11 protein-coding genes are annotated in these 12,861 nt (G+C 41.4%); 6 read left to right on the plus strand and 5 right to left on the minus strand.

What is annotated here, in order from left to right; translation table 11 throughout:
• Positions 1 to 300: 300 nt before the first annotated feature.
• On the minus strand, positions 301 to 1,956 hold the full coding sequence (locus H562_RS0110990) for a DUF6029 family protein (RefSeq protein ID WP_027377548.1): 1,656 nt from the start codon (positions 1,954 to 1,956) through the stop codon (positions 301 to 303).
• A 5-nt stretch (positions 1,957 to 1,961) separates the two neighbouring features.
• Positions 1,962 to 2,438, minus strand: a complete 477-nt coding sequence (locus tag H562_RS0110995; RefSeq protein WP_027377549.1) for a TlpA family protein disulfide reductase — start codon at positions 2,436 to 2,438, stop codon at positions 1,962 to 1,964.
• Positions 2,439 to 2,637: 199 nt separating this feature from the next.
• Here H562_RS0110995 and H562_RS0111000 point away from each other — a divergent pair, with 199 nt between their 5' ends.
• The 5 genes from H562_RS0111000 to H562_RS0111020 all read left to right on the plus strand — a co-directional run bounded on the left by H562_RS0111000 (position 2,638) and on the right by H562_RS0111020 (position 8,689).
• Entirely contained in the window at positions 2,638 to 3,702 is a 1,065-nt protein-coding gene (locus tag H562_RS0111000) for an Omp28-related outer membrane protein (RefSeq protein ID WP_084466363.1), read from the plus strand.
• A 24-nt stretch (positions 3,703 to 3,726) separates the two neighbouring features.
• A complete protein-coding gene (locus tag H562_RS15040; RefSeq protein WP_084466364.1) occupies positions 3,727 to 4,443 on the plus strand; it encodes a T9SS type A sorting domain-containing protein in 717 nt (238 codons plus the stop codon).
• A 30-nt stretch (positions 4,444 to 4,473) separates the two neighbouring features.
• A complete protein-coding gene (locus H562_RS0111010) occupies positions 4,474 to 6,351 on the plus strand; it encodes a T9SS type A sorting domain-containing protein (protein ID WP_027377551.1) in 1,878 nt (625 codons plus the stop codon).
• 21 nt (positions 6,352 to 6,372) lie between these two features.
• Positions 6,373 to 7,821: an Omp28-related outer membrane protein gene (locus tag H562_RS0111015; RefSeq protein ID WP_027377552.1), complete on the plus strand. Its 1,449-nt coding sequence runs from the start codon at positions 6,373 to 6,375 to the stop codon at positions 7,819 to 7,821.
• 169 nt (positions 7,822 to 7,990) lie between these two features.
• Positions 7,991 to 8,689 (plus strand): ABC transporter ATP-binding protein, encoded by a 699-nt coding sequence (locus H562_RS0111020; protein WP_027377553.1) that lies wholly within the window; start codon positions 7,991 to 7,993, stop codon positions 8,687 to 8,689.
• 51 nt (positions 8,690 to 8,740) lie between these two features.
• On the opposite strand, the gene H562_RS0111025 is transcribed toward H562_RS0111020, so the two are convergent.
• Entirely contained in the window at positions 8,741 to 9,127 is a 387-nt protein-coding gene (locus H562_RS0111025; protein WP_027377554.1) for a hypothetical protein, read from the minus strand.
• 33 nt (positions 9,128 to 9,160) lie between these two features.
• On the opposite strand from H562_RS0111025, the gene H562_RS0111030 reads away from it, so the two are divergent.
• On the plus strand, positions 9,161 to 9,766 hold the full coding sequence (locus tag H562_RS0111030; RefSeq protein ID WP_027377555.1) for an NUDIX hydrolase: 606 nt from the start codon (positions 9,161 to 9,163) through the stop codon (positions 9,764 to 9,766).
• On the opposite strand, the gene H562_RS0111035 is transcribed toward H562_RS0111030, so the two are convergent.
• Together H562_RS0111035 and gldJ are read right to left on the minus strand one after the other, a co-directional pair.
• Positions 9,763 to 11,037, minus strand: a complete 1,275-nt coding sequence (locus H562_RS0111035) for a UDP-N-acetylmuramoyl-tripeptide--D-alanyl-D-alanine ligase (RefSeq protein WP_027377556.1) — start codon at positions 11,035 to 11,037, stop codon at positions 9,763 to 9,765. The genes H562_RS0111030 and H562_RS0111035 overlap by 4 nt on opposite strands.
• A 64-nt stretch (positions 11,038 to 11,101) precedes the next feature.
• A complete protein-coding gene (gene gldJ / locus H562_RS0111040) occupies positions 11,102 to 12,706 on the minus strand; it encodes a gliding motility lipoprotein GldJ (RefSeq protein WP_027377557.1) in 1,605 nt (534 codons plus the stop codon).
• Between the last annotated feature and the right edge of the window lie 155 nt (positions 12,707 to 12,861).

Below are 12,861 nucleotides of genomic sequence, written 5' to 3' on the forward strand. Positions count from 1 at the left end.
AATTCAAAAATTAATCGAAGCGAAAACCGGATAGCGCATCCCGATTTTTAATCGGGACGATCATAGGTTCGAATACTATCGCGCTCACTTAAAAGACTGAGAATTTTCCCGGTCTTTTTTTATTTAAATTTTTCCGCCATGTTTACCTGCTATTCAAAAAAGAATTGGAAAGCCTAATCTGGTTAGAAAGTTTCATCAATTTTTTCTGCTAAACCTGTTTAATGATTGAAAAATCATTAATAAGAAAAAAAGGCCACCGATATTTCAGAGGCCTTAACAATTTTATGTAAACGGATACTTTTAAAAGGTAGTATTGATATTTAGGGTAAAACCGGTATTCTCCGGAACCATTCTGCAGACTCCACCGACGCAAAGCAGACCGCCCCGCTGTCTGCCGTAAGAGGCCTGTATACGTGTTGAGTTTTTCCGAAAAACGCCGCCAAATGTGTAATAATGCATTTGTTTGTCTGCTTCTTCATTATCATAATTATACATATCACTTACAAAAACCGACCAGTTCTTTTTAAAATTATACTCGGTGAGTCCCGCAGCCCAGTTTCTGTACGAGGAATCCGCCCACTGATGCTGCAGTTCAACTTTAAGGGAACTTTTATTAATTTTAAAAATATTATCCCAAACTGCAGTTGTGGCAAACACGCGTCCGGAGGTTTCCTGAATGCGGTCGGTATTATAATCCTGATAGATGTAAATCAACGCCGTATTCCATGTACTGGAAAATCTTTTTCTGATATCTACATTGAAATCGGAATAATAACGCTCGCCCAAAGCAAATGTTTCTGTTTCTACCGTGTTATAATCCTCGTAGGTGCGGTATTTACCTTTCAGTCCGTACCAGTTCGCAAAATTAAGCGCAATATCAGTTCCGTACTTTCCGCCCAGAGCCGTACCTTTTTTCAACTGATAATTAAGGTCAAACTGCGAACCTATTTCGCCCGCTTTCCTTTGGGGGAAAAAAGTGAGTTGCGGCTGCGACTGATACACATAAATATTCGCAAGACTGTAATCATACTGTTTAGTTAACGCCGGTGTATAATTCAACAGTGCCTGATTATATTGATTGCCAACCATTTCGCGGTCTGAGTAAAAATTAAAATTCTCCAGACGTCTTAACGTACCGCTGAAGCCAAGTCCTTTTTTAGCAAAACCCAAAACCAAGTTCATGGCATTCCCCGAATACACGTTGGTTGGATCTACCAAAGTCGCCATTTTTATCACGTCTTTTGATTTGTACAGATATTCTGCATTCAGGTAAAAGTCGCGGTATTCATTATTAAGCCGTACGCCGTAAATGTTTACATCGGCAGGAGCGTTTATAAAATTGGGATCTACAGCTTCGTGCTTATTTACAAAACTCATCCCAAGATTTGATTCAAATTTGTCTGTACCCAGAGCTGTGGCCAGCTGAAACTCGGTGTCCAAAGCGGCAATATTGGCATCAGAAAAATCAAAACCCATCCCAATTCTCTGTTTTCCGTACAAAGCTTTTACATTTACAAAATGACCGGGTGTAGAATATTTTACGCGCGCTCCTACCAGCGAATTTGCAATTCCCAACTGCCGGTCTTCCCAGGTTCTAAGCGCCAAACCCGAACCGAATTGCTCATAGAAATGACCAAGCGTTACATCAAGTCCTTTGTCATTGTTGTAATTTACATAATAGGTTCCCAGATTTACATCTTTGAAACCGGGATAATAGTTTAGCAACGCTTTCGGTTCATAAGATTCTACCTGAGCGCCCACCGTAAAATGCTTATACCGGTAAGTCATGGTGAGATATGTATTGGATCGAAACCGGTCCTGCGCTTCCGTTTCGTCTAATTTAATCTTGGCATCATCTACATAATATTGGTTATTGGATTCCAGACTCGCATTAAACTGGGCGTGAATAGCTGTTTGTGCACATAAATAGACCAGAGGCAGTAAAATTTTCTTCATACGGATTATTGGATCTGTTTCAGTTTTTCAAATAATTCATCTTCATCTCCGGGTGCATAGCCCACATGGGAATACACGAGTTTGTTTTTGAAATAAACAAGTGTTGTCGGTACATTATTCACGTTAAGTTGCCGCTTGATGGTCTGCGACGGATCGAAAAGTACCTGATCAAAATTCCAGTTTTTACCGTTCACTACAGTTTTTACTTTATTCACGGTTCGGGGATCATCTGTAGAAACTGCCACAAAATCGAAATCGCGTTCCGCTTTCCAGTCATCAAGTTTTTCATTAATGCTGATAAGTTCCTCCATACATGGCAGGCACCACGTAGCCCAGAAACTGAGTACCAGGGGTTTTTCGTTACTCATCGTCTTCAAGGCAATATATTCACCCTTCAGATTTTTAGCAGAAATATTTTCAATGGATTGCGCGTTTAAGACAGCACAAAAACAAAATGCCAGAATCAGCAGCGTTTTTTTCATAGTCAGAAAATTAATTTGGATTATTCGGATTTTTAAAAACACGAAACTATTAATAATATCTTATACATTCAAAGAGAATTGCCATTTTATTTCAATTTTTAATATCAATAATAAAGTTTGCGATAATTTTATGAAATAATGTGCGGTTTTTTATAAAAATACGTATTTTTACCACAATGTTTAAAGTGCGATTTATACCATGAAGAAACTTCTACCTTTCCTATTTTTGTTTGCGTTATTGTTAAATTCCTGTGCAGGATCTGATAGTGATGAAGGACGCAATATCGTGACCTACGTGAAACTTTCGGCCGCAGAAAATTCGGTGTTGTTGGGGAATTCGGTAAAGTTTACCCTGACGGACAATTTGAATAATGATGTGACCCAGGAAGCCACTTTTTTTGTCGATGGCAGTGAACTTAGCGGCAACTATTTCGTTCCGGTGAAAACGGGCGAATATCAAATCACAGGAAAATATAAAACCTTCAGCAGTAAACCTTTAACAATAAAATCCATTGCGCTTACCGGAGTCAATTTCGTGCACCGTATACTCTATGAAGACTTTACAGGTACGTGGTGTGGCAACTGCCCCATCGCAAGTGCGCGGTTTGAGAAACTTACTGAACAGAATAACAAAGCGGTTTTCGTGGGAATTCACGGTCCGACTGTGGGAACAGATCCATTTACAAATGCTGCAGGCACTGCGATAATCAACAATTTGGGGATCTGGGCCTACCCTACTATTTTAATAAATCACAAGCAGGAGTGGAGCACAGCTAATAACAACTATACCGATGTCTCATTTGCGCTGCAATACATAAAACCTTACAGTAAGATCGGTATCGCCGTAACAACCAAGCTGGAGGGCAACACGCTTTCCGGCGAATATAATATTGCCTTTGCAGAAAACTACAGCAACCTGAAAACCATGGTTTATGTGGTAGAAGACAATATTGTGTACCCGCAGCATAATTACTTTAACGGCTCCGGTGGAAAACCCATTCTTTACGGGGGCGTTCCTATCATTGAAAACTACAGCAACCACAATGTGCTCCGCGCTCTGCTTACCGCTGCGACCGGAGATGCGATTCCTTCTGCGAACACGCAGAATAATACCACCTATCACAAAAATTTCAGCTTTGGAATACCAGGCGGTTTCAATATAGAAAACATGAAAATTATCGTCGCAGTATTTAATGATCAAAACGAAGTACTCAACGTAAGAGAAGCTTTGCCGAATACAACCAATGCACTGGAAACTTTATAAAAAACAACAGAAAAATTTGATATTATGAAAAAAGTCTTACTCCTTTCAACACTATTGGGATTTGCAGTTTTAAACGCGCAAATGCTGGTTAAGAAGCTGGATGGTACAATTATTAATGATGGCGCGGTATACTCTTATAATACCTACGATACAGACGAAAGTATGCTCAATTTTACGGTTGTAAATACTTCTGCGACACAGAATATTTCAGTAAAAGTTCTGGCAGAAACATTTAACAATACTGCTGGTGAAAACTTCGAATTCTGTTTCGGAGGAAACTGTATGCCTTTTGTAATGCTCGGTTTTAATTATCCGCCAAACGGTTATACCATTGCTCCCGGCTCCGATTCAGGTGATTCCGACCACTTCTGGAACAAAATGGATTATGCTGATCCCATGAGCATTACCTTTAAAATTTATCAGGTTGATGAATTCCAGAATGAAATTGGTACACCGGTACGTGTGACCTACGCCTACGACAAAATGTTGGCGGTAAATAATGTGAATGCTGCGAAAGAAGTTATTTTAAAGAGCACGATCGTAAATAACAGCATCGAATTATCTTCAAAAAACGACACTACTTTCCAGCTGTTTGATATGAATGGAAAACTGGTAAAAAAAGGAACCTTAAAATCCGGAGAAAATTCGATCAACGTTCAGAATTTGACAGCTGGGATTTACATCTTCAATACCCAAAACACAGGCGGCAAAAGCCAGACACAAAAAATAATTAAGAAATAGCATTCACCACCAAATCACAATGTATTAATTATGACAAAACTCTATACTATTGCGGCGGCTTTTCTGCTTGCGTCGTCACTACACGCGCAGGTGCATTATTCGCAGAATTTTGAGACAGTGGATTTTTCCACATGGACAAATTCGGATCTCGACGGCGACGGCAAGAAATTCGCTTTGGTGAATGCCAGCAGCGTTTATCCGACGGCAGGTTTTGGAACCAAAACCCTGATCTCCTATTCTTACCAGAACACTGCATTAACACCTAATAATTTAATCACCTCCACTCCGATCACCTTGCCGGCGGGCACCAACAATTTATTCTTAAAATTTCAGGTGGCCTCGTATGATGGTGATTATGGTGCGGAACATTATGCGATTTACTTATCACCTACAAATATTCCCTCAGAAGTTCTTGCAACAACTCCCGTAAAAGAAGAAACACTGCCGTTTGAAGGTGGTTTGCATGAGGCGACCGTAGATGTTTCCGCTTACGCAGGGCAAACGGTTTATCTTTCATTCCGGCATTTCAATACGGTTGATATGTATTATCTTTTGTTTGATAATGTTACCGTAGAGACATTAGCACAGAATAATTCCAAGTTAGTTTCCTCAAAAATTGACAAATACATCTTGGCCGGTTCCCAGAACGATCTGAAATATACAGTAAAAAACGCCGGTGCAAATCCAATAACCTCTGTAGAACTTAACTGGAACGATGGTACGGACCACATTGCCACCGTCGCTGCCAATATCGCACCAGGTGCCTCAGCAGTTATCACCCATCCGACTAAAGTAAGCTATACAGATATAGCTTCTAAAAATTTCAGTTTGAACATTACCAAAGTTAACAATGTGGCAGATTCCGATCCTACAGACAACATAGGTACTGCTTCAACTTCGGTAGCATCGCAAATTGTGGCCAAAAAAGTTTTGTTGGAAGAAGGAACCGGAACCTGGTGTGGATGGTGCCCAAGAGGCATGGTGGGCTTAGATAAAGTGAACCAGGATTATCCTGATGATCAGATCACAATAGCAATTCATAATAATGATCCCATGGCAGTTGCAGCGTATAATTCGGGCGCCGCATTTTCGGGCTTCCCCGGAATGAATGTGGACAGGGAAATGAAAAATGTTGACCCGGGCCCAGATGGTATCGACGGTTATGTTACAGCCAGAAAAAACCTTCCGACACCTGTAAAGTTAACGGGTGAATACAGCATAACAGGTTCAGAACTTACAGCAACTGTAAACAGTAAATTCTTCATCAATAATCCAAATGCAAATTATAAAATGGCAGTGGTTGTGGTTGAAGATGGTGTGAAAGGCACTGCGAGTTCATACAATCAACGTAACTATTATTCCGGCGGCGGCGAAGGACCTATGGGCGGTTACGAAAGCAAGCCCGATCCTGTGCCTGCGTCTCAAATGGTTTATAACCACGTTGGCAGAGCATTGCTGGGAGGATATAACGGCCAGGCCGGATCGGTACCTACTTCTATTACAGATGGTTCTACGGCGAGCTACACTTTTAATTACACCATCCCCGCCACTTCCATTGCAGATAATATGGGTGCTGTTCTGTTACTGATTGACGGCAACGACGGTACGATCGTAAACGTTGCGAAACTTACCAAAACTAACCTGGCAGCCAATGATGTCACAAAAACCGGTGCCAATATTTCCATTTACCCGAATCCTGCCAAGTCTGAATTCAATATCAAAGTCGCTGAAGACGGCAAATACGCGGTAAGTATTTACGACATGACAGGCCGCGAAATAAAAAATTACGGCACACGGACTTCAAGTTTCAAAACAATAAACCTTGGCGTAAATCTGACTCCCGGCAAATATTTGGTCAACATTACCAAAGACGGTGTCTCATTCACCAAAGAATTATTAATTAAGTAAACCAAACAAAGTATAATTATTATGAAAAAAATTTACTTTCTGGCAGCAATGTTTTTCTTCGCCAGCAATGCATCTGCCAACGTATACGCTGGAAATTCAGCCACGCCCTCTTCGGGTAAAAGCCCGCAGACCCTTGCAGGCGGCGACGTACAGCTGTTAAGCGTAAAGCTGACTAAATTTATGGTCGCAGGTGACCAAACGATGATTAAGGTTACATTAAAAAATAATGGAACCACTAACATCACTTCCGTAGAATTGAACTGGAATGATGGTACCGGAGACCACAAACAAAGAGTGGTGGCGTATTTAAATGTAGGTCAGCAAAGAGAGATTGCGCACCCCGTGCCACTCACCGCCGACGGTTCTGTAATAGAAACTAAAAATGTTACCGTCACCGTTACTCAGGTAAATGACGGTCCCGATACAAACCCTGCGGATAATACACAACAGGCTCCCATAAGTATCGTTTCCCAGTCAATTTCGAAAAAAGTTATTTTCGAGGAAGGAACAGGAACATGGTGCGGTTGGTGTCCAAGAGGAATGGTTGCGCTGGATGCTGTGAACCAACAATACCCCGATGATCAGATCAGTATTGCAGTTCACAATAACGATCCAATGGTACTGGCACCGTATAATGCAGGTGCAGCATTTTCCGGATTTCCGGGAATGAACGTTGACCGGGAATTAAAGGGTGTTGACATCAATCCAAACAGTATTGGCAATTACGTGACGACCAGAAAGCAGCTGCTTTCGCCCGCACAGCTGACCGGAGACTTCAGTATCACCGGTTCAACCCTGTCTGCGAACGTAAATGCTAAATTCCTTATCAACAACCCAAATACAAATTACAGACTTGCTGTAGTTATTGTTGAAGATGGCGTGAAAGGCACTGCAAACGGATACAGACAGAGCAATTACTACTCAGGTGGCGGAAATGGACCGATGGGTGGATTTGAAAATCTACCAAACCCGGTTCCTGCTGCGCAAATGGTTTATGATCACGTGGGACGCGCTTTACTTGGTGGGTATAACGGTGAAGTAAACTCAGTTCCGGCTGCCATTACTGATGGTCAGAATGTCGGATATACTTTCGAATATACAGTTCCAGCAGAATATATTAAAGATAATATCCACGCCGTACTCCTGCTTATCGACAGCAGCGACGGAACTATTCTGGATGGTGCTAAACTGACAAAAACCAATCTGGCTGTTAATGATACCAAAGCAAATGCAGCAGAATATACCATTTATCCAAACCCTGCTAAAACTGATTTTAATCTAAAATTCCCTGCAAACGGGACTTATACTGTTACAGTTTATGATATGAATGGTCGCGAAGTCAAGAATTCCGGTGCCGTTAATGTAATGAACAAAACAGCTCTTTTAACCATTAAACTGCTGCCGGGTAAATATTTTGTAAATATTTCCAAAGACGGAAAATCAGTAACAAAAGACTTACTGGTAAAATAATTTCTCCGGATTTAATTAAAAGCTGTCTCACACGTGCGAGGCAGCTTTTTTTCTTTTAAAGGTGACTAAACATTTCGAAACTTTTGAAAAGCTCAAAAACTGCTGCGGTCAACTATATTTCTTCATGTTCTGTTCATTGCTTAAATTTGATTCCGCATAAATCCACAATATGTCTTTAGATATACAAAATCTTACCAAAAAGTTTGGCAACCAGACTGCCCTGAACAACATTAATATAAGCATCAGCGACACCGAAATTATCGGTTTGCTGGGTCCAAACGGCGCAGGAAAATCTACGCTGATGAAATCCATTGTCGGTGCGCTGAAAATCGAGGAAGGCGCAATTATTTTTAATGGAAAGAATATTGTGGAACACGAAATTGAATGCAAAAGAAGAATGGGTTTTCTGCCCGAAAACAATCCACTTTATCCCGAAATGTACGTAAAGGAATATTTGGCATTCGTGGCCGATATTCATCAGGTTTCGAAAGAAAGGATCGATGAAGTGATAGAACTGGTTGGCATCACACCTGAAAAATCAAAAAAGATCTCTCAACTTTCCAAAGGATATAAACAGAGAGTCGGCCTCGCACAGGCAATTCTGCATGCGCCGGATTTGCTGATTCTCGATGAGCCCACTAATGGCCTGGATCCCAACCAAATCCTCGAAATAAGAAACGTGATCCGCCAGATCGGGCAGGAAAAAACGGTAATTCTTTCCACACATATCATGCAGGAAGTGGAGGCGCTTTGCTCACGCGTGATTCTCATACACGAAGGAAACATCATTCAGGATTCCCCTGTGCGTGAGTTTAAGGGAAAGTATGAGAGTCTGGAAGAAGCTTTCGCCAACTACACGCACTCATAAAAAAACCCTGCAACCAATAAGTTACAGGGCATCAAAATCGTAATCAAACTGTTACATTTTCTCAATATTGTCGGTAAGTGAGTTGAGGAAATTCTGGAGCGGTTTTTCGACCATCATTTTAATGAAAGGATTAAATTTCCCCTCAAAAAGCAACTGTACAGAAGTTTGGTTTTCGCTAACAGGTTCCATGGCGCCACGCAGAGAAAAATCCAGACTTGAGCTTGCAGATTTGAGCACCACTTCGTTTTCGGACACATTTTCGATCTGCAGTGCGATTTCGGGCATGCCTTTTAAACTGAATTTAAAACCGTTGTCCCGCGCTTCAAAACTCTGGAGTGAATCAGGCATCAAATTTTTATAATCTGAAGGATTTTTTAACATTTCTGTCAGTTCTTTGGCGGATTTATTAACAATAATTTTACGTCCTTCTAAATTCATTTTTATATTTTTGTATTAAATAAAGCGCTACAAATGTATAAAGTTTTTGTGAATGAAAAAAAATTAACTTTAAGTAAATACCCCGAAGACATTCAAAAAAACTTACGTTTCGAAGGATTTGCGACTCTGGAAATCGCCGTAGATCTGTTAGAAAACACTTCCTGTCCCGAGATGAATGTATATGGCGAAAACATAGAGGAGATTTGGGAGGATTTTACACACATGTTCAAAGTTATAGAAGCTGCCGGCGGTTTGGTCAGCAATAAAAATAACGAAATACTGTTCATACGCCGCCTGGGCAAATGGGATCTTCCGAAAGGAAAAGTAGAAAAAGGAGAATCGCTGGAACAGGCCGCACTGCGCGAAGTTGAAGAAGAAACAGGTTTGCGGGAACTTATTCTGGAGGAATTCTTAAACAATACTTTCCACATTTATAAAGAAAGAAACGGTGAAAAAATCCTGAAAACCACGTACTGGTTCCGGATGAATCATGTAGGTGACGAAACTCCCGTACCGCAGACCGAAGAGGGCATCTCCGCCGTTTGCTGGAAAGACCGGAGGACAATCACCGCCGATGTCTTACCCGAAACCTTCAACAACATTAAATTAATACTGGACGATTACTGGGATCTTGTTTAGGAAATAAACTCCAAAATCCTTTCCAGCGCGATCCCGCGGGAGCCCTTCAATAAAACATTTTCTGAATTGATTGGCTGCAGTTGAAGGAAATTTGCGAGATCTGTGGCGTTTGCAAAAGCCTGAAATTCCGAATTACACTTCTGAAAATGCGCGCCTACCGTAATAATTTCATCAAAATGCAGAGATGCTGCCAGGTTCAGAATGTCGCGGTGTTCCTTTTCGGAATCAGCTCCCAGCTCCAGCATATCGCCCATAATAACAGTTTTGGTTCCAGCGAAAGTACTGAAGTTCTTTAATGCTTCCGTCATCGAACTTGGATTGGCATTATAAGTATCCAGCACAAAGGTTTTTCCGTTTTTACGAAGGATTTGAGACCGCATATTAGTGGGTTCATAACTTTCGACCGCGTTTCTAATTTCTGTAAAATCCACGCCAAAATGCAGGCCTAAAGCGGCAGCTGCACAAAGATTAGTAAAGTTGTAATTTCCTGTGAGTCTCGACCGTGCTTTTGCTCCTTGGTAAATTAAACCCACAAAATGATCCGCTGAAAATTCCTCAAACCGGTAATCTGACGCTGCAGTACCGAAAGTTATTTTCGGACTGTAATTAATGGTCTTTTCAACCTGAACGGCATCTTTTTCGTTAACTAAAATTGTTTGCGAGTGAGTCTTCAGATAATCATATAACTCGGACTTGCCTTTAATGACTCCTTCTACACCACCAAAACCTGCAAGATGCGCTTTTCCGAAATTGGTAATGTATCCGATGTTGGGCTGTGCAAGCGCGCAAAGCTGTTCTATTTCCTGCTGATGATTGGCGCCCATTTCCACCACCGCAATTTCATGTTCCGGCTTTATAGAAAGTAAAGTCAGCGGCACACCGATGTGATTATTGAGATTTCCGAAAGTATACTGAACATTATATTTCCGGGAGAGTACAGCATGGATGAGTTCCTTGGTGGTTGTTTTACCGTTGCTTCCTGTAAGGGCGATCACGGGAATTCTCAACTGACTCCGGTGATAAAGTGCAAGCTCCTGTAAAAACTGCAGGGTGGAGGGGACGCAGAATATATTCCTGTCTATATTCTCAAATGATTTCTGCTCCACGATTACGGCAGCAGCACCATGAGCAACTGCGCTTTCGGCTTGTTCGGCCGCGTTGAAATTTTCTCCCGAAAAAGCAAAGAAGATATCGCCTTTTTCAATTTTACGGCTGTCTATTGTTACTTTCCCGGCCTGTAAAAAAAGCGGATAAAAGGTTGCTGCATTCATATTTCAAAAATAAAAAAATCCTTCTGCATAATGAGAAGGATTTACTGAATATTATATAATTTTCTTATCTCTTTGTTCTGCCTTTCGCGGTAGATTTAGCGTCCTGCGCTACACGGAAACCAACCCAGCCATAAGCTTTAGCTTCATCCCGGTATCGTCGCTGACCCGGATCCAGCCAGTAAGCTCCATCCAGCCAGGAACCGCCTTTAACCACTCTTACTTCGTTTGAAATCCTGGTTGTTCTGGATACAGGATCTTTTTGTAATACTACTCGGCCACGCTCATCTACGATAAATCTTTTCTGCTTGGAGTTGTACATATTGTATCCTGCAGTCGTGCTGTCTTCTGCCCTGCCATAACCGGCATCCAGAGAGGACTGAAAATCACCGTCGCGGAAGTTTCTGTTATCTTCTACGGTTTCTCTTTCGTAAGAGCCCGGTAGACCTTTGTAAACCAACCTTCCGTCAACAAGCGTATCGTATTTTGCAGTTTCGATTTTCTTAAAGGTACCGTCAGCATTCTTCACTACTTCCTGTGGCATATTTCCACGGTAGTAATTAAAGTCACTAGCTTCCTGATCAATGATCGGGCGGTAAATATCTGCGGTCCATTCTGCTACGTTGCCGAACATACCGTAAATTCCCAGATTGTTCGACGGATATTGTTTTACGTCGGCAGTTGTAGGCGAACCGTCATTTTTCCAGCCGGCTACACCAGAGTAGTCGCCACGTCCCTGTTTGAAATTCGCGAGATACATGCCGCGGTCTCTCCCTTTTTTACCTTTCAGTTTTTCGATTTCAGGCTGCTTGTTGGTATACAGGTTATATTCTCTTTCCTTTTGCATGCCAAGTGCGGCAAATTCCCACTCCACTTCAGTTGGAAGTCTGAATTTCTCTACAACTCCAGCCGTTGCGTTGCGGTTGGCAGCCATAATTCTTTGGTTTGAAGTTTTGATGCCGGATTTCTGCTGCAGTCTCTGCGTATTGATGTAGGCTTCCATCTCTGGATCATTCGCTTTAAATTTATCTAAATTAAAGGAATTAGGCCCCTGATTGTTGGCGTCATTGGTATAAAAATCCTTTGAAATTATACCCTGCTCCATGAGTGCTTTTTCATTTGCACGGTCGGTAAGCCAGTCACAATATCTGGAAGCCTGAAGCCACGACACTCCTACAACCGGATAATAATCATATTCCGGTCTGCGGAAATAGGTTTCAGCAAAATCGTTTCGGGAAAGTTTATTGTTCCATACAAGTGTATCAGGCAGAGCACCTGTGTAAATATCTTTAAAACTTGGATCTGATGGTGGGAAGACAAATTTCAGCCACGTTACATATTCGCGGTATTCGTAATTCGTAATTTCGGTCTCGCCTATAAAAAAAGAACTCACCTGCATTCTGCGCGGTGTATTGTTCCAGTCGTGCATTACATCATCCTTAACCAATCCCATGGTGAAGGTACCACCTTCTACATAAACCATTCCCGGCCAGCCTTTCTGTTTCTGTTGTTTTCCGGTAAAGAACCACCCTTTCTGATCGTTGGGTTTCCAGCCGGTTTTGCTTGTAAAACGCTTCGTTCCGCCGCCTTTCTTGCTGTTGCCGCCACCGCAGCTCACAAGAAAAATAGTGGTGCTTAACGCTATTAATGAAAACAACTTTATTTTATTCATAGTCTATATAGATATTCGTGGGTACAAAGAAAAAATAAAAAATTTAATAAATCAAATTAATAGATTGATTTTTTGCAAAACGTCAGCAAATTAATTTTATTGCATCATATCATTATTTATTATTTTTCGTTTAATTTGTAACCGTGAAATTTTAC

The sequence above is a fragment of the Kaistella palustris DSM 21579 genome (assembly GCF_000422265.1).
In the GTDB taxonomy this organism is placed as follows: Bacteria; Bacteroidota; Bacteroidia; order Flavobacteriales; family Weeksellaceae; genus Kaistella; species Kaistella palustris.